Here is an 18155-nt window from a genome sequence, read left to right as displayed (position 1 = left end):
GGGCAGTCATGATCGACCAGGATTCGCTGCCGCCCCCACCGCCGTTCTGGCATCGCCTGAACAGCTTCTTCGCCTTTCCCCTCCAGCTGCGGCCGCTGGCCTACGGGCTCGTGCTGTCGTTCTGCAGCCTGCTCTTCGAGGCGATCTTCTTCCTGCCCGACGCGCTGGCGTTCGTCATCATCGAGATCGGCATCATGCTGGCGGCGAGCCGCTACGGCTTCAAGATCACCGCGCTCGGCGCGCGCGGCATCTGGCAGTCGGCCGACTTCGCGCGCGAATCGAGCGACGACTGGACCTACCTGCCCTGGAAGCTCTTCGCGATCTCGCTGGTGCAGGGCGTGCTGATCGCCTGGCTCACCTGGTACGAGCCGGTGCTGGGCACGGTGGCGCTGTTCGTCATGTCCTTCACCTTCCCGGCCGCGGTGATCGTGCTGGTGCAGTCGTCCAGCTTCTTCCAGGCGATGAACCCGGGCCATGTGATGGATGCGATCCGTACCATCGGCTGGCCGTATGCGCTTCTGTGCTTCTTCCTTTTCCTGCTGAGCACGGGCGCGCAGATCGCCATCTCGATGGTGCTGCCGATGTTCGACGGTCGCATCATCCTGCCGATCATCAACTTCGCGTTCATCTACTTCGGCTGGGTGATGGCGAGCCTGCTGGGCTACGTGATGTACCAGCACCACGACGCCTTCGGCATCGACGTGGTGCCCGGCGCCGGCACGGGCGAGGGCATGCCGGTGGACCGCCGCTCGCCCGCGCAGATCGCCGCGCAGCGCATCGACGCCGAGGTGGCGCAGTTCATCACCGAAGGCGATCTGCCCGCCGCGCTGGGCACGGCCTACGAGGCGCAGCGCACCGCCGCGATCGACGACCTGGCCGCGCAGCGCCGCTACCACCGCGTGCTCGCGATGATGCCGGACAAGCAGAGCACGATGCTCGACCAGGCCAGGCGCTTCATTCCGCTTTTGATGCGGCGCGACCTCTCGTCCGAAGCGCTCAAGGTGTTCAAGTTGTGCCGCGAGAAGGACAAGGCTTTCGCGCTCGACGATGCGGCCATGGTGATCGCGATGGCGCGGGCCGAATGGCGCAACGGCGATGCGCACGCGACGCTCGCGCTGCTCTCGGGCTTCGACCGCCGCTTCCGTGGCAACGAGGCGATCCCGCAGGCCTACGAACTCGCGGCCCGCGCGCTGGTGCAGGGCCTGGGGCGCGCCGACATGGCCAAGCCCATCCTCACCACGCTGGAGTCGCGCTACCCCGACAGCGAGCAGACGCAGGAAGTGCGCTGGTTGCTGCGGCCGGCGCCGGAGGCGGCCGCTTAACTTGCGGTCCTGCGGGGCGCCACCGCGGCGCCCTCGATGCCGTGCCGCTTCAGCGCATCGGCGACGAAGCCCGAGGCCTTCATTTCCTCGATGAATCCGCTGAGCCACGCCTGCGCGGCCAGCCGGCCCTTGGGCACGCCCATCGCCTGCTCGATCACCATGAAGCGCCCCGGCAAAAGGCGCACGCCGCCCACGCGCTTGGCATCCGCTTCGAGCTGCTGCTTCACGCCGGCCGCGACGTCCAGGTTCTGCGCGAGGAACTGGTTCGTGACCTCGGGCGAGGTCGGCGCGCGCACCAGCGTGGCGGCCTTCAGTTCGCGCGTGAGGAAGAGGTCATAGGCGCTGCCCTTGCCCACCACCACGCGGGTGCCGGCACGGTCGACGTCCGCATTGCGCTGCAGCGGCGAAGCGTTGCGCACGAGGTACGCGCCTTCGATGACCACATAGGGCGCCGTGTATTCCATGTCCGCCGCGCGCACCGGGTCGATCGCGACGAAGGCCATGTCGACCTGGCGCGCCTTGACGGCCTCGACCACGTTGCCGGCGGAGTTGAACTGCACGAGTTCCACGGCCAAGCCGAGCCGGCGCGCCGCCTCGCGCGCGAGGTCCACCGACACGCCACTCGGCGCCCCGCCCGCGCCGCGATTGGCCAGGATCGGGTTGCCGAAGTTGATGGCAGCGCGCAGCTTGCCGGTGCCCCCGAGTTCCGCCGCCGCGGCCGATTGCGAGCCGCCCGTGGTGCCGGCGCAGCCCGCCAGCAGGAGCCCGCCTGCGGCACAGAAGGCGCGGCGATCGATGGTGTGGAAGCGGTTGGACTGCGTCATGAGTCTCTCCTTGTCAGGGCCGGGCCAGCGCCGCGAGGCCGCGCACATCGGCCGCCGTGCCCAGCGACCAGCAGGCCGCGAGCAACTCGCTCGTGCGCTGCGCGCCGAGGATGCCATCCGACAGCCCGTGGAATTTCCGCTCCAGGTCCGCATCGGTCATCGGACGCTGCAGCGAACCGATCGCGTGCTCGATGAACACGTGCTCGCGCCGGCCGTCGGTCAGCACCGCGGTCACGTCGGCGCTGGCCTCGTCGATGCTGTCGTCCACCGTGGCCACGACCTTGCGGCGCAGCGCGACCACATCGGGGCGGTTCACGATGTCGTCGGCAAATTCCTCCTCGGCCGCGCGCCCGAACAGGAGGCCCGCCGCACACCCGTGGTACACGCTGAACTTGGCGCTCAGGCCATCGGCCGGCTCCTTCTTGCCCGTGAGTTCGAGCACCAGCGAATGCACCTTGAGCTCGATGCGCTCGATCTGTTCGGCCGCGATGCCGCGCTCGCGCAGCTGCACGCAGGCGTCGATGCTCGGGTGGATCACGATGCCGCAGGCGAACGGCTTGTAGCTGTTGAACGAGATTTCGAAACGCTCGCCGAGCGCGTCGGTCACTTCGTTCCATGCGTACTTCGTCGACACCACCTGTGCCCAGCCGCGCGGCGCCTCGATGGCCCTGGGGCTCGCGGTGTAGCCGTGCTGCGCCATCAGCGCCGCCATGAGGCCCGCGCGCGCCGCGCCACCCGGGTGGAAGGGCTTGGTCATGGTGCCGAACTGCTCGCGCAGGCCCACCGGCTGCGACGCGGCGATGCCCAGCGCCATCGCCGTGCGGTCCGCGTCCAGCCCGAGCAGCCGCGCGCAGCCCGCGGCCGCGCCGAACATGCCCGTGGTGCCGGTGATGTGCCAGCCGCGGTCGTAGTGCTCGGGGTAGACCGTGTTGCCCAGGCGACAGGCCACGTCGATGCCCAGCACCAGCGCATCGAGCACCGCGCGGCCGCTCGCGCCGGTGTGCTCGGCCAGCGCCAGCACGGCCGAGGCCACGGGGCCGGCGGGGTGGATGATGGTCTTCAGGTGCGTGTCGTCGAAATCGAAGGTGTGCGAAGTGATGCCGTTGAGCAGCGCCGCGTTCGCGATGTCGACCTTCTCGGCGCGCCCGAGCACGGTGGCCTGCGGCGCGGGCTGCAGCACCTGCACGGCGGCCAGCGCGGCCTCCACGGCTTCGTGCTTGGCGGCGCCGACGGCGCAGCCCAGCCAGTTGAGAAAGGTGCGGTGCGCCTCGTGGTCCACCGCCTCGCTCCAGCCGCGCGAGGCGTGGCCTGCGACGTACTCGGCAAGGATGCGGGTGATGGGCGGGGCGTTGTGGTCTGCGGCGACCTGGGTGTTGCGGGCCATGGGTTTGAAAGTCTCTGGTGGATAGCGAAGGAAAAAACGGATGACGCGATTCAGGTCGTGAGTTCGATCTTGCGATCGCGCGCGAGCTGGGTCCATCGCGCGAGGTCGGCGCGGATGTAGTCGCCGAACTGCTGCGCGCTCATGGGCATCGGCTCGACGGCCTCGACCGCGAGCTTCTCGCTCAGGTCCGGCGCCTTGAGCACCGTGTTGAGCGTGTCGTTGAGTTGCTTGACGACGGCGGCCGGCATGTGGGCGGGCCCGACCACGCCGTACCACTGCATCGCGTCGAAGCCCGCGAGGCCCAGCTCCTCGAGCGTGGGCACGTCCTTGATCTGCGGATGGCGCGCCTTGCCGGTCACCGCCAGCGGCCGCGCGCGGCCCGACTTGATGTGCGGCATCGCGGCGGCCAGGCCCGGGAACATGGCCTGCGTCTGCCCGCCCATGAGGTCGGTGAAGGCCGGGGCGACGCCGCGGTACGGCACATGCGTCATCTGCAGGCCCGTCTGCTGCTTGAAGAGCTCCATCGTCAGGTGCGTGAGCGAGCCGGCACCCGCCGAGCCGTAGCTCAGCTTGCCGGCCTGGGCCTTGGCGTAGTCGAGGAACTGCTTGAAGTCCTTCGCTGGCAGGTCGGCGTTGACGACCAGCACGTTGGGCGTGCCGCCGATCATGCCGATCGGGGTGAAGTCCTTCACCGGGTCGTAGGGCACCTGGCGCGTCGCGGGGCTGGTGCCGTGCGTGGCGACGTAGCCCTGCATCAGCGTGTAGCCGTCCGCCGGTGCGCGCGCGGTGTTCTGCGAGGCGATCACGCCGCCCCCGCCGCCCTGGTTGTCGACGATGAAGGTCTGGTTCAGCAGCTTGCCCCAGCGCTCGGTGACGGTGCGGCCCACCATGTCGCTGCCGCCGCCGGCCGCGACCGGCACGATGTAGCGGATGGGCTTGGCCGGAAAGTCCTCCGCCCGCGCGGAGCGGTGCAGCCCGAGGAAGGCGGACGTGGGAATGGCGAGGGTGAAGGCGCGGCGTTTCATGGACTTGTCTCCTGGTGGTTGTTCGAGCCAGGGCGGCCGGGCCGCGCGTTCAGCGGCGGCAGCTCTGCAGGCGTTCGTAGGCGTCGCTCACGTGGCGCGCCATCAGGTCTTCGCAGCGCGCGATGTCGCCCTTGCGCAGGGCCCGGGCGATGCGCGTGTGCTCGGCGATCGAGGCGCGCATGCCCATGTCCTGCGACAAATTCTTCAGGCGCGAGAGGTGCAGCTTCTGCACCACCGTGCGGTAGGTCGCGGCCAGCGCGTGGTTGCCCGCCGCCTCGACGATGGCCCAGTGGAAATTGAGGTTCTCGCGGTAGTAGCGCTGCACGTCGTGCGCGTCGAAGGCCGCGTTCATCGCGGTGATGGAGGCGTCGAGCCGGTCGGCCAGCGCGATGCGCGCGGGCTCGTCGAGCCGCGCCGCGCGGCGCCCGGCAAAGCCGTCGAGGAGGCCCCGCATCTCGTAGAGGTCGTGCACTTCGTCGGCGGTGGGCTCGCGCACGAAGACGCCGGCGTGCTTGCGTGCGACCACGAGGCCGGTGCTCTCGAGTTCGCGCAGGGCTTCCCGCACCGGCACCCGCGAAACGCCGAGCCGCAGGGCCACGTCGGGCTCGTTGATGCGCTGGCCGGGCCGCAGTTCGCCCCGGAGGATCATGGCCAGCATGTCGTCGCGCACCAGCTTCGCGAGCGGGGTGTCGCGCACGGCCGAGAGGTGGTCCGGGGGCGGTTCGACGAGCCAGGGCAGCATGCGGGGAATCCTTGGTTTGGCGGGATATCGTATACGAATGAATCCGGCGATGTCCACTGCAAACCGCCGCAGCCCCTTGAATTTCGAGGAGCCGCGGCCGGGGCCGAACTACCCGTTCCTGTCCGCGCCCTCGCTCCAGCCGCCGCCCAGCGTCCTGTAGATCGTGAGCCGGTTGGTCTGCTCGGTGAGCTGCAGGCCGATCAGCGTCTGCTGCGCCGCGTAGTGGGCGCGCTGCGCATCCAGCACATCGAGGAAGCTCGTCGCGCCGCTCCTGAACAGCGACTGCGACAGCTCGAAGCTGCGCGAGGTCGCGCCCAGCAGCGAGCGCTGCGCATCGAGCCGCTCGGCCAGCGTGCGGCGCTCGGCCAGCGCATCGGCCACTTCGCGGAAGGCCGTCTGCACGGTCTTCTCGTAGGTGGCGAGCTGGATCTTCTGCTGCGCCTCGGCCACCTTCAGGTTCGAGCGGTTCGCGCCGCCGTCGAAGATCGGCACGCTGATCGAGGGCGCGAAGCTCCACGCCTTGCTGCCGCTAGCGAACAGGCCCGACAGCGTGCTGCTCGCCGTGCCCGCCGAGGCGGTGAGCGCGATGCGCGGGAAGAAGGCCGCGCGCGCCGCGCCGATGTCGGCGTTGCTCGCGCGCAGCGCGTGCTCGGCGGCGCGCACGTCGGGACGCTGCTGCAGCACGTTCGACGACAGGCCGGCCGGGGGCACGAGCAACTGCGCGGCTTCGGTGGTCGCGGTGGTCGGCAGCAGCTCGGCCGGCGGCGTGGCGCCCACCAGCAGCGCGAGCGCATTGCGGTCCTGCTCCACCAGGCTGTCGAACGCGGCCGCATCGGCGCGCGCGGCATCGACGGTGCTCTGCGATTGCGCGAGCGCCAGGCCCGACTGCGAACCCAGCGCATGGCTGCGCTGGATCAGGTCGAAGGACTTGCGCTGGCTCTCCAGCGTGCTGCGCGCGAGCGCCAGGCGCTGCCCGTCCGCGGCCAGCTGCAGCCAGGCCGTGGCGACGGAAGCCACCAGGCTGATCTGCGTGCTGCGCCGGGTTTCCTCGGTCTGGAAATAGCTCTGCAGCGCCGATTCGCCGAGGTTGCGCACACGGCCGAACAGGTCGAGCTCGTAGGCCGTCATGCCCAGGTCGGCGCTGTACTGCGAGGAAATGCGCGCCTCGCCGCTGGTCGAGAGGCTGCCCGGCGTGCGCGAGCGGCTGCCGCCCGCGCCGGCGTCCACGGTCGGGAACAGGCCCGCGCGCGCGATGCCGTACTGGGCGCGTGCGCGCTCGATGTTGAGCGCCGCCACGCGCAGGTCGCGGTTGTTGGCGAGCGCGAGTTCGATCACGCCCTGCAGCTGCTTGTCGATGAAGAAATCGCGCCAGCTGACGTCGAGCGGCGTGGCTGCTGTGACACCTGCGGAGGGCAGCGACTGCGGTACCGGCAAGGCGGGCGCTTCATACGCGGGCGCGAGGTTGATGCACCCCGAGAGCACGGCCGAAGCCATGGCCGCGCAGGCCAGCGTGCGCAGTGGAAAGCGGGAAAGGGATGTGCGTCGCATCAGTGGCCTCCCTGTTCTGCGGTGGGCGCAGGCAAGGCGTCCGTCGCTTCGGCCTTCGCCGGCTTGCTCCTGCCCTCCAGCCATCCGCGGATCAACGCGAAGAACAGCGGCACGAAGAAGATACCGAGCGCGGTGCCCACCACCATGCCGCCGAGCACCGCGGTGCCGATCGATTGGCGGCCGCCCGCGCCCGCACCGGTGCCGATGGCCAGCGGCAGCACGCCGAAGCCGAAAGCCAGCGAGGTCATGAGGATCGGGCGCAGCCGCAGGCGCACGGCCTCCAGCGTCGCCTCGATCACGCCCTTGCCCTGCTCCTGCAATTGCTTGGCGAACTCCACGATCAGGATCGCGTTCTTCGACGAGAGCCCCACCGTCGTGAGGAGGCCCACCTGGAAATACACGTCGTTGCTCAGGCCCCGGAAGCTGGTGAACAGCAGCGCCCCCACGATGCCCAGCGGCACCACCAGGATCACCGAGAACGGCACCGACCAGCTCTCGTACAGCGCGGCCAGGCACAGGAACACGAACAGGATCGAGATCGCATAGAGCACAGGCGCCTGCGCGCCCGAGAGCCGCTCCTGGAACGACGCGCCGGTCCATTCGTAGCCGATGCCGGGCGGCATCTGCTTCATCACCTCGTCCACCGCGGCCATCGCATCGCCCGAGCTCACGCCGGGCGCGGCATCGCCCACGAACTCATAGCTCGGGCTGCCGTTGTAGCGCTGCAGCTGCGGCGATCCATACGTCCAGCGCGTGCTCGAGAACGCGGGGAACGAGACCATCTGGCCCAGGCCGTTGCGCACGCTCCAGCGGTCGATGTCGGCGGGCAGCATGCGAAAGGCGGTGTCGCCCTGCATGTACACGCGCTTGACGCGCCCGTTGTCCAGGAAGTCGTTGATGTAGGTGCCGCCCATCGCGCTGGAGAGCGTGCTGTCAATGTCGGCCGTGGCCAGGCTGGCCGCGCCGGCGCGCGCATCGTCGATGTCGACTGCGAACTGTGGCGTGTCGTCCAGGTTATTGCTGCGCACGTTCACGACCACGTCGGAGCGCTTGGAGAGCAGGTCGATGGCCTGGTCGCGCGCCTTCACCAGCGCGTCGTGGCCCAGGCCATTGATGTCCTTCAGGTGGAAGTTGAAGCCCGCGTTGGCGCCCAGCCCGCGCACTGCCGGCGGCAGCAGCACGAACACGCGCGCGTCGCGGATGGTGGAGAGGTCCTTGTTGGCGCGGCGCGCGAGCGCGGCGGCGGATTGCCCGTCGCCTTCGCGCTCGGCCCAGTCCTTGAGTTTGACGAACGCGCGCGCCGAGCTCTGGTCGCCGTTCTGCCCGGTGATGACGTTCACGCTCACCACCTCGGGCTGCCTGGTGAAGTAGTCCTGCATCTGCGTGACCACCGGCTGCAGCCGCGCGTCGGAGGCGCCCGGCGGCAGCGTCACCTGCACCTGCAAGAAGGCCTGGTCCTCGTCGGGCAGGAAGGAGGTGGGCAGCCGCATGAAGAGCACCGCCATCGCCGCCGCGATCAGCAGGTACACCACGAGGCTGCGCTTGCCGCGCCGCACGATGCCGCCCACCACGCCCTGGTAGCGGTCGGCGCCCTTGTCGAAGTTGCGGTTGAAGCCCGCGAAGAAGCGGTCGACCGCGCCCAGCACGCCGCGTCGAGCCACCGCGTGCTTGCCCTTGGCTACGGGCTTGAGCAGCGTCGCGCACAGCGCGGGCGTGAGCGTGAGCGCCACGAACACCGACAGCGCCATCGCCGAGACGATGGTGATCGAGAACTGCCGGTAGATGACGCCGGTCGAGCCGCCGAAGAAGGCCATCGGGATGAACACCGCCGAGAGCACCAGCGCGATGCCCACCAGCGCGGGCGTGATCTCTGCCATCGATTTGCGCGTGGCCTCCTTGGGCGAGAGGCCCTCTTCATGCATCACGCGCTCGACGTTCTCCACCACCACGATGGCGTCGTCCACCAGCAAGCCGATGGCCAGCACCATGCCGAACATGGTGAGCGTGTTGATCGAGTAGCCGGCAACGGAGAGCACGCCGAAGGTGCCCAGGAGCACCACCGGCACCGCGATCGCGGGGATCAGCGTCGCGCGGAAGTTCTGCAGGAAGATGTACATCACCAGCACGACCAGCAGCATGGCCTCGGCCAGCGCCTTGACCACCTCGTCGATCGACGCGCTCACGAAGGGCGTGGTGTCGTAGCTCACGAAGGTCTGCAGCTGGTTGGGAAAGAGCGGCTGCAGCTCGTCGACCTTGGCCTTCACCGCCTGGGCCACCTGCACCGCGTTGGCGCCGTCGGCCAGCACCACGCCCAGGCCCGCGCCGGGGCGCCCGCCCAGCTGCGAGCGCACAGTGAGGTTTTCGGCGCCCAGCTCCACGCGCGCCACGTCGCGCAGGCGCACCACGGCGCCGTCGGGCGTCGCGCGCAGCACCACGTTCTCGAACTGCTCGACCGTCTGCAGCTTGCTGCGCGCGGTGATGGTGGCGTTGAGCTGCTGCTGCGCGCCGGCCGGCAGCGCGCCCAGCTGGCCGGCCGAGACCTGCGCGTTCTGCGCGGTGATGGCGTTGCCCACGTCCGAAGGCATGAGCGCGTACTTGCGCAGCTTGTCGGGGTCCAGCCACAAACGCATCGCGTAGCCGGTGCCCAGCGTCTGCACCTCGCCCACGCCGTCGATGCGGCTGATCACGTCCACCAGGTTGCTGCTGATGTAGTCGCCCACGTCCACGGCCGAGGCGCTGCCGTCGCCCGAGTACATCGAGACGATCAGCAAAAAGTCGTTGCCGCCCTTGGTGACGGTGACGCCGCGGCTTTGCACCTGCTGGGGCAGGCGCGACATGGCCTGCTGCAGCTTGTTCTGCACCTGCATCTGGGCCACGTCGATGTTGGTGCCCGCGTTGAAGGTGAGCGACAGGCGCGCCACGCCCGAGGAATTGCTGGTCGACTGCATGTAGAGCAGGTTGTCCAGCCCCTTCATCTGCTGCTCGATGACCTGGGTGACGGAGTCTTCCACCGTCTTGGCCGAGGCGCCGGTGTAGGTGGCGTTGATCGACACGCGCGGCGGCGCGATGTCGGGGTACTGCTCCAGCGGCAGCGTGCGGATGGCCATCAGCCCGGCGAGCATGATGACGATGGAGAGCACCCACGCGAAGATGGGGCGGTCGATGAAGAACTGGGCCATGGCGGGGCCTCAGCGCGCGAGCGTTGCGGAGGCGGCGTCGGGCTTGGCGATGGCAACGGGGCTCGTTACCGGCTTCGCGCCCAGGTCCACCACGCGCACCTTGTCGCCCACCTTCACGCGCTGCGAGCCTTCCATCATCACGCGGTCGCCCGCGGCCAGCCCGTCGATCACCTGCCACTGCGAGCCGACGGCGCGGCCCACGCTGATCGGGCGCCTGGCGACCTTGTTCTCGGTATCGATCACCAGCGCCGAGGCGCTGCCGTCCGGCGCGCGCGTGACGGCCTGCTGCGGCACCAGCAGTGCGGCCTGGTTCACGCCTTCCTGCAGCACCGCGCGCACGTACATGCCGGGCATCAGCATCCGGTCGGGGTTGGGCACCACCGCGCGCAGCGTGACGCTGCCGGTGCCGGCATCGACGGTGACGCCGCTGAACGTGAGGCGCCCGGCGTGCGGGTACTTGGTGCCGTCCTCCAGCAGCAGCTGGATGCTCGCCTCGGCGCCGTTCGCGCGCTGCAGGCGGCCGCTGGCCAGCTCGCGTTTGAGGCGCAGCAGTTCGCTGCTCGACTGCGTGACGTGCACGTGCATCGGGTCGAGCTGCTGCACGGTGGTCATGGCCGCCGCCTGGTTGGCGGTCACCAGCGCGCCCGGCGTCACGGTCGAGAGTTCGGCCCAGCCCGTGATCGGCGAGGTGATGCGGGTGTAGCCCAGCTGGATGCGCGTGGTCTGCTCGGCCGCGCGGGCTACGCCCAGGTCGGCCTCGGCCTGCTGCTCGGCGGCCTGCGACTCGTCGAACACCTGGCGGCTGATGGCGTCGATCTTCACCAGCTCCGCGTTGCGCTTGGCCACGGTGCGGGCCGTGGCGAGGGCCGATTCGGCCTTGCGCACGCTGGCCTGCGCGCTGGCATGGGCTGCCTGCAGCGAGGCCGGGTCGAGCTGGTAGAGCACCTGTCCGGCCTTGACCTGCGAGCCTTCGGTAAAGAGCCGTTCCTTCAGGATGCCGCCGACCTGCGGGCGGATCTCGGCGATCACCGGCGCGGCGGTGCGGCCGGGGAGCTCGGTGCTCATCGCGAGGGTTTCGTGCTTCAGGGTGACCGCGCCGACTTCCTTTTCTGGTGCGGCGGCCGCCTTGGCCGCGGCGGGCGTCTCCACGCTGGTGCGTGAACAGCCTGCGAGCGCGGCGATGGCCAGGGCTGTAACGAGCAGGGCGAAGCGGGAGGAGATGTGGTCAGGCATGAATCAGGCAACGGAAGTAGGAAAAGCCCCGGATGGAGCGGGCGTGCAGCCTCAAGTTCAATGAGGCGCGGGCGCAAGGGCCGGCTTTACACGCCAGACGCAGCAATTGCAGTGCCACATGCTGCCAGCGGCGCTCTACAGGGGCATGACAGCCCCGGGAGCACCGAGGGTCGGCGTGGTGTCAGGCGCGCTGCAGGGCGCGCGTGACCATGTCGTTGGGCGCGAGCCGCAGCAGGTCCGGCAGGAGGCCGATCGCCTTCTCGCGCTCGCCCGCGTGCAAGAGGCCGTTGGCGCACACCGAAAGCGTGTCGGCCAGCTGGGGATGGTCGGGTGCTGTCTTGAGCAGGATGCGGCACAGCATGTCGGCATCGCCGAACTCTCGGATGCGCGCGAACCGGCGCGCGAGCCGGGCCATGTCGTCGGGCTTCAGGCGCAGGCCCGGCCTGGCCTGGTCCAGGTAGATGCGGTAGCTCGCATGCTGCAGGGCGATCGTCTCGGGGTCGGTCGCGGGCAGGCGGAAGATGCGGCGCGCGGCCTGGTGGAAGTCTTCGCTCGCGGGCTGCAGGCGCGCGGTGTTGAACCAGGCGCGCAGCGTGTCGGTGTCGTTGGGTCGCAGTGCGGCGGCGGCGCGCCATTCGGCGGCGGCGTGCTCGAACTTCATCGCGGCGGCCAGGCGGCGGGCGGCGGCCACGTGGGCATCGAAGCGGTCTTCGTCGTTCGCCATTTCCGACTTCACGGTCTCGGGCGTCTTCACGCGGCCCAGCAGCATCGCGCCGCCCATCAGCGCGGCGCCCGTGAGCAGGCCGCCCAGGTGGGCCATGTAGGCGACGCCCTCGTCGGCGAGCCAGTGCTGCATCAGCTCGTTGACGATCCAGGCCGGCAGCAGCAGCAGGGCCGGCGCGCTCACGTAGTTGAAGTAGAAGAACAGCTGGTAGAAAAAGCGGATGCGCCGCAGCCGGTACATCACCGCGTACATGCCCATCAGCGCGGAGATCGCGCCCGAGGCGCCCAGCCCGTAGGAGCCCTTGCCCGCATAGGCCCAGGCCGCCAGCGCCGAGCCGCCGATGGCGCCCAGCAGATAGAAGGTGAGGTAGGTGCTGCGGCCCAGCGCCAGCTCGACCGAGGCGCCGAACAGGAAGAGGAACAGCATGTTGCCCAGCAGGTGGCCGGTGCTGCCGTGCAGGAAGGCGGAGGTGACCAACGTCCAGGGCTTGCTGAAGCCGGCGTCCTTGCCGTAGTCCTGCGCCCAGCGCTCGGTGAAGGGGGCGGGCAGCATCGACTCGTACTGCTGACGGTCGCGCTTCCACTCGGCGTACTGCGGGTGAGCGGGGGTGATGACTTCTTCGGCCTTGAGCTTCTTCTGGAAGGCCTTGTCGCGTTCCATCGCTTCGATCAGCTGGTCGTAGACCTCGGCCTTCAACATGCGCTCGCCCAGCTTGCCGCGCTTGGCATCGGTCTTTTTCAGCCACTCTACGAAGGGCGGCAGCTCCAGCTCGGGCAACACGCTCTTGGCGTAGTAGTGGGCGGCGCGCTCGCGTGCACTCTCTTCGCTGCGCTGCGGTCCCCACCACACGATCATGTTGACGAGGATCAGCAGCACCGTCAGCCACGGCGGGTTGCGCCAGCTCGGTTTGTTCTCGAGCGGGATGGCGTAGAACACGTGCGGCGGCCGGTTGCTGCTGCGCTCAGCCCAGGCGCTTGCGGTGGCGCGCGATCTGCGCCTTCACCTGCGCGGGCGCGGTGCCGCCGAGGATGTTGCGTGCGTTCAGCGAGCCGCGCAGGCTCAGCACGTCGTACACGTCCTTCTCGATGTTCGGGTTGAACTGCTGCAGCACCGCGAGCGGCAGCTCGGCCAGGTCGACCTTGTGCGAGGTGGCGGCCTTCACGGCGTGGGCCACGGTTTCGTGCGCGTCGCGGAAGGGCAGGCCCTTCTTCGTGAGGTAGTCGGCCAGGTCGGTGGCGGTGGCGTAGCCGCGCAGGGCGGCGGCTTCCATCGCCTCGGGCTTCACGGTGATGCCGCCGATCATTTCGGCAAAGATGCGCAGGGTGTCCTTGAGCGTGTCGACGGTGTCGAACAGCGGCTCCTTGTCTTCCTGGTTGTCCTTGTTGTAGGCCAGCGGCTGGCCCTTCATGAGCGTGATGAGCGCCATCAGGTGGCCGACCACGCGGCCGGTCTTGCCGCGGGCCAGTTCGGGCACGTCGGGGTTCTTCTTCTGCGGCATGATCGACGAGCCGGTCGTGAAGCGGTCGGCGATCTGGATGAAGCCGAAGTTCTGGCTCATCCAGAGGATGAGCTCTTCGCTCATGCGGCTGATGTGCACCATGCACAGGCTTGCCGCGGCGGTGAATTCGATCGCGAAGTCGCGGTCGCTCACGGCGTCCAGGCTGTTCTGGCACACGCCGTCCATGTTCAACGTCTTGGCGACCAGTTCGCGGTCCAGCGGATAGCTGGTGCCGGCCAGCGCGGCGGCGCCCAGCGGCAGGCGGTTGACGCGGCGGCGCACCTCGCCCATGCGCTCGGCATCGCGGCTGAACATTTCCACGTAGGCCAGCATGTGGTGGCCGAAGCTCACCGGCTGGGCCACCTGCAGGTGGGTGAAGCCGGGGAGGATCACCTCGACGTTTTTCTCGGCGATGTCCACCAGCGCCTTCTGCAATTCGGTGAGCAGGTCGCCGATGAGGTCGATCTCGCCGCGCAGCCACAGGCGCACGTCGGTGGCCACCTGGTCGTTGCGGCTGCGGCCGGTGTGCAGGCGCTTGCCGGCATCGCCCACCAGTTGCGTCAGGCGCGCCTCGATGTTCAGGTGCACGTCTTCCAGGTCGAGCTTCCACTCGAAGGCGCCCGATTCGATCTCGCTGCGGATCTGCGCCATCCCACGTTCGATTTCGGCGTGGTCCTGCTTCTGGATGATGCCCTGCGCGGCGAGCATGCCGGCATGGGCGAGGGAGCCCTCGATGTCGGCCTGCCAGAGGCGCTTGTCGAAGAAGACGCTGGAGGTGTAGCGCTTCACCAGGTCGCTCATCGGTTCGGAGAACAGGGCCGACCAGGCTTCGGATTTCTTGTCGAGTTGGTTTTGGGTCATGGGAGCCGTCCAGGAGGCAATAATGGGTTGGTCACCCGATGTATCTGTGATGTACGCGATGCGCAACCCGGCGATTTTATCGGCCAGCCCTGGCTCCACGTCCCCGACACCGTCGGAAAGGGCTCGCGCGCCCCTGCGCGGCGAGCCGTCGCTGTTCGATGCGTGCCAGATCGGCGTGGTGCTGCGCACCGTGGTGTTCGTCGAGGTGGTGGTGGCCATCGCCGCGCTCTTCGTGGTTTCCACGCCCGGCGAATGGCTGGTGCAGACGGCCACCGTCACCGGCGGCGCCTTGCCCGCCACGCTGCTGTGGCTGGTGACGGCCTGCGGGCTCAAGAAGCAGCTGCGGCGGCTGCCGCGCCAGTGGCAGTACGCGGCCGGCGCCGTGCTCGGCGCGCTCGCATCGCTCTACGGCTGCGGCCTGCTGCGCCTGACGGGCGTGCTGGCCAGCGCGCCGTGGCTGGCCAGTGCGCTGGCCGGGGCGCTCTTCGCAGGGCTGGTGATGACCGCGATGGCCCTGCGCGCGCGCGGCCAGACGCCCGCCGCCACGACGGCCCGGCTCGAGGAACTGCAGTCGCGCATCCGCCCGCACTTTCTCTTCAACACGCTCAACAGCGCCATCGCTCTCGTGCGGGAAGAACCCGCCAAGGCCGAGACCATGCTCGAGGACCTGGCCGAGCTGTTCCGCCAGGCGCTGGCCGACCCCGGCGAATCGGGCACGCTGGCCGACGAGATCGCGCTGGCCGAGCGCTACCTGGCGATCGAGCAGGTGCGCTTCGGCGACCGGTTGCGCATTCGCTGGGACCTGGATGCCGCAGCGAGCAACGCGCGCCTGCCGCCGCTGCTCTTGCAGCCGCTGGTGGAGAACGCCATCAAGCACGGCGTGGAGCCCAGCCCCGAGGGCGCCAAGCTGCGCATCCGCACCGAGCGGCGCGGCAGCATGGTGGTGATCGAGGTGGTCAACAGCCTGCCGCCGCTGCGCTGGGCCGACGAGCCGCTGCCGCGCGGCCACGGCATCGCGCTGGCCAACGTGCGCGACCGGCTGCGCCTGTTGCACGACATGCAGATGCAGTTCAGCGCCGGCATGGACCAGAAAAACTACCGGGTGCGCATCGCGATCCCCGCCGAATCATGAGCCTCAAGACCCTGATCGTCGACGACGAAGCGCTGGCGCGTTCCCGCATGCGCACGCTGCTGCGCGATTGCAGCTCGCCCGCCGCCGAGGTGGTGGCCGAGGCCTCGCAGGGTGCGGAGGCGCAGCAGCACCTGGCCACGATGGCGCTGGACCTCGTGCTGCTCGATGTGCACATGCCCGGCGTCGACGGCATCGAGGTGGCGCGCGCGCTGCGCAGCAACCCCGATGCGCCGGCCGTGGTGTTCGTCACGGCGCATGCGACGCACGCGGTCACGGCCTTCGAGCTGGACGCGGTCGACTACCTGACCAAGCCGGTGCGCGCCGAGCGGCTGCAGCAGGCGCTGCAGAAGGCCGAGCGTTTCCTCAAGGAGCGCCGCGCGCTGCAGGCCGCGGCGCCGGCCCCTGCTGCCCCCGAGACCGTGCTGATCCAGGACCGCGGCCGCGCCGAGCGGGTGCCGCTGTCCGAGGTGCTGTACCTCAAGTCCGAATACAAATACCTCACCGTGCGCACCGCCACGCGCAGCCACATCCTGGATGGCTCGCTCAACGAGTTCGAGGAGCGCTATCCGAACCGCTTCCTGCGCGTGCACCGCAACGCGCTGGTGGCCCGCTCGGCCATCCGCGCGCTCGAGAAATACGACGACGGCGAAGACGCCGAAGGCTGGGCGCTGCGGCTCGATGCGATTCCCGAACCCGTCGCGGTGTCTCGGCGCCAGCTCGCCGCCGTGCGCGAGGTGCTCAAGGAAACGCGATGAACGACGAACACAAGCCCCCCGCACCCGACAAGCCACAGGCCGCCGAGGCGCCGCAACCGGCGCCCGAGCCTCCGGCCGTCGAAGCGCCGCAGACGCCTTCTCCCGTCAAGCCTGCACCCGAATCCGCATCCGCATCCGCACCGGAAGAGCCCGCCGCGGAACCCACCGCCGCCCAGCGCCGGCGCCTGCTGCTGCACATGCCGGTCGACGTGCGCAGCGCCTCGCTGGTGGTGCTCGCCGTGCTGGCCAGCGTGTTCGCGCTGCAGTGGGGCCAGGCGGTGTTCATTCCGCTGATGCTCAGCCTCCTGCTGACCTATGCGCTGTCGCCCGTGGTCGAGATGCTGCACCGCTGGCATCTGCCGCGCTGGATCGGCGCGGCGCTCATCCTCGTGGGCTTGTTCGGTGGTATCGGGTGGACGGGCTATTCGCTCTCGGGCAATGCGTCGCAGCTGGTCGATTCGCTGCCGGTCGCCGCGCAGAAGCTCGGGCAGGCCATGCGCCGCGACAAGGGCGCGAGCGCCACGCCGCTCGAGAGCGTGCAGCAGGCCGCCGCGCAGCTGGAGAAAGCCGCCGAGGAAAACTCCGCGCGCGTCGCCTCGCGGCGCGGTGTGGCCCGCGTCATCATCGAGCGGCCCGGCTTCAACGTGCGCGACTACCTGCTGAGCGGCACGGTCGGCCTCCTGAGCGCGCTCGGGCAGTTCACGCTGGTGGCCTTTCTCACCTACTTTGCGCTGTGCTCGGGCGACACCTTCCGGCGCAAGCTCATCAAGATCACCGGCTCGAGCCTGCAGAAGAAGAAGGTCACGGTGCACGTGCTGGACGACATCACGCGCAACATCGAGCGCTACCTGCTGGTGCAGATTTTGGTGAGCGTGGTGGTGGGCGTGACCACCGGCCTGGCGTTCTGGGTCATCGGCGTGGAGAACGCGGCCGTCTGGGGAATCATCGCGGCCGTGACCAACCTCATTCCCTACATCGGCTCGGTGATCGTGCTGGTCGCCGCGGGGCTGGTGGCCTTCTTGCAGTTCAACAGCCTGCAGATGGGCATCCTGGTAGGCGGCGTGTCGCTGGCCATCCACACGGTCATCGGCAACCTGCTGATGCCCTGGCTCACCAGCCGCACCAGCCGCATGAACCCGGTGGCGGTGTTCGTGGGCGTGATCTTCTGGGGCTGGCTCTGGGGCATCTGGGGGCTGCTGCTGGGCATTCCGATCACGATGGTGATCAAGTCGATCTGCGACCGGGTGGAAGACCTGCAGCCGATCGGCGAGCTGCTGGGCGAGTAGGGCGGTTCAACCCAGCTGCGCCTTCAGCTCGTCGGCCGCCGCCTTGAGGATTTCCCGCGACAGCTTCTCGTCGTTCACCGCGCGCGACAGCGACACGGCGCCGACCAGGGAAGACAGCGCCGCGATCGCCTTCGTCCGCCTCGCCTTGGGCTTGTCCGCCACCGCCAGGCCGGCAAGGAGTTTCAGGTAGATGTCGACCTGCTGCGTGTACGCGGTGCGGGCCCTGTCGTTGCTGCGTGCCACGTCGCCGGCGAGGGTGGTGACGGCGCAGCTCGTGGCCAGGCCGTCGCGGTGCGCAGTGCTCAGGTAGGCATCGACCAGCGCAGCCACCAGGGCCGGGCGGGCGAGCTTGGCCGATGCCACCGCCTCGACCGCGCGGCCGCCGTCGCGCAGGGCGCATTCGACCGCCTCGGCGACCAGTTCGTCGCGCGATGCGAAGTGCCGGTAGAAGCCGCCGTGCGTGAGGCCGGCTTCCTTCATCAGGTCGGCCACGCCGACGCCTTCCACGCCCGCTTCGCGAAAGCGTGCCGCGGCGGTCTGCACGATGCGGTCGTGGCTTTGCGCCTTGTTCTCTCTGGAGTGGCCCATATCCGTGAAAAGTCCTCGGTCGTGTGCTTGACGATCAGGATTATGTTCATCATC

Annotated in this window: 14 protein-coding genes; 4 read left to right on the top strand and 10 right to left on the bottom strand. The window is 69.3% G+C overall.

Annotated features, from left to right (window positions below; all coding sequences use genetic code 11):
* The first annotated feature begins 8 nt into the window (after window positions 1-8).
* Window positions 9-1322 (top strand): tetratricopeptide repeat protein, encoded by a 1314-nt coding sequence (locus ACZYRS_RS25710; protein WP_463421487.1) that lies wholly within the window; start codon window positions 9-11, stop codon window positions 1320-1322.
* Here the strand turns inward: ACZYRS_RS25710 and ACZYRS_RS25705 are convergent.
* The 9 genes from ACZYRS_RS25705 to argH all read right to left on the bottom strand — a co-directional run bounded on the left by ACZYRS_RS25705 (window position 1319) and on the right by argH (window position 14340).
* On the bottom strand, window positions 1319-2146 hold the full coding sequence (locus ACZYRS_RS25705) for an ABC transporter substrate-binding protein (RefSeq protein ID WP_463421486.1): 828 nt from the start codon (window positions 2144-2146) through the stop codon (window positions 1319-1321). The two genes, ACZYRS_RS25710 and ACZYRS_RS25705, sit on opposite strands and share 4 nt — an antisense overlap.
* A 13-nt stretch (window positions 2147-2159) precedes the next feature.
* Window positions 2160-3530: an MmgE/PrpD family protein gene (locus tag ACZYRS_RS25700; protein WP_463421485.1), complete on the bottom strand. Its 1371-nt coding sequence runs from the start codon at window positions 3528-3530 to the stop codon at window positions 2160-2162.
* Between the two features lie 50 nt (window positions 3531-3580).
* Window positions 3581-4555: a Bug family tripartite tricarboxylate transporter substrate binding protein gene (locus ACZYRS_RS25695; RefSeq protein WP_463421484.1), complete on the bottom strand. Its 975-nt coding sequence runs from the start codon at window positions 4553-4555 to the stop codon at window positions 3581-3583.
* A 49-nt stretch (window positions 4556-4604) separates the two neighbouring features.
* Window positions 4605-5297: a GntR family transcriptional regulator gene (locus tag ACZYRS_RS25690; RefSeq protein ID WP_463421483.1), complete on the bottom strand. Its 693-nt coding sequence runs from the start codon at window positions 5295-5297 to the stop codon at window positions 4605-4607.
* A gap of 108 nt (window positions 5298-5405) precedes the next feature.
* Entirely contained in the window at window positions 5406-6845 is a 1440-nt protein-coding gene (locus ACZYRS_RS25685) for an efflux transporter outer membrane subunit (protein WP_463421482.1), read from the bottom strand.
* Window positions 6845-10024 (bottom strand): efflux RND transporter permease subunit, encoded by a 3180-nt coding sequence (locus ACZYRS_RS25680; protein WP_463421481.1) that lies wholly within the window; start codon window positions 10022-10024, stop codon window positions 6845-6847. The genes ACZYRS_RS25685 and ACZYRS_RS25680 overlap by 1 nt, the downstream gene beginning before the upstream one ends.
* A gap of 9 nt (window positions 10025-10033) precedes the next feature.
* Window positions 10034-11257 (bottom strand): efflux RND transporter periplasmic adaptor subunit, encoded by a 1224-nt coding sequence (locus ACZYRS_RS25675; protein WP_463421480.1) that lies wholly within the window; start codon window positions 11255-11257, stop codon window positions 10034-10036.
* Between the two features lie 181 nt (window positions 11258-11438).
* Window positions 11439-12917, bottom strand: a complete 1479-nt coding sequence (locus ACZYRS_RS25670; RefSeq protein ID WP_463421479.1) for a rhomboid family intramembrane serine protease — start codon at window positions 12915-12917, stop codon at window positions 11439-11441.
* Window positions 12918-12942: 25 nt separating this feature from the next.
* A complete protein-coding gene (argH, locus tag ACZYRS_RS25665; RefSeq protein WP_198785722.1) occupies window positions 12943-14340 on the bottom strand; it encodes an argininosuccinate lyase in 1398 nt (465 codons plus the stop codon).
* Between the two features lie 22 nt (window positions 14341-14362).
* Between argH and ACZYRS_RS25660 the strand changes: the two genes are divergently transcribed.
* The 3 genes from ACZYRS_RS25660 to ACZYRS_RS25650 are packed head-to-tail and all read left to right on the top strand — an operon-like array spanning window position 14363 to window position 17513.
* Complete coding sequence (locus tag ACZYRS_RS25660) at window positions 14363-15472, top strand: sensor histidine kinase (protein WP_463421478.1); 1110 nt, start codon at window positions 14363-14365, stop codon at window positions 15470-15472.
* Window positions 15469-16227 carry a LytR/AlgR family response regulator transcription factor gene (locus ACZYRS_RS25655; protein ID WP_463421477.1) on the top strand — a complete coding sequence of 253 codons (759 nt, stop codon included), beginning with the start codon at window positions 15469-15471 and terminating at the stop codon, window positions 16225-16227. The genes ACZYRS_RS25660 and ACZYRS_RS25655 overlap by 4 nt, the downstream gene beginning before the upstream one ends.
* Entirely contained in the window at window positions 16224-17513 is a 1290-nt protein-coding gene (locus ACZYRS_RS25650) for an AI-2E family transporter (protein ID WP_463421476.1), read from the top strand. Before ACZYRS_RS25655 ends, ACZYRS_RS25650 begins: the two co-directional genes overlap by 4 nt.
* Before the next feature lie 6 nt (window positions 17514-17519).
* On the opposite strand, the gene ACZYRS_RS25645 is transcribed toward ACZYRS_RS25650, so the two are convergent.
* Window positions 17520-18101: a TetR/AcrR family transcriptional regulator gene (locus ACZYRS_RS25645; protein WP_198785718.1), complete on the bottom strand. Its 582-nt coding sequence runs from the start codon at window positions 18099-18101 to the stop codon at window positions 17520-17522.
* Window positions 18102-18155 lie beyond the last annotated feature (54 nt).

It is taken from the genome of Variovorax sp. AC194, assembly GCF_979257995.1.
This window is presented reverse-complemented; position numbering and strand designations above follow the sequence as displayed.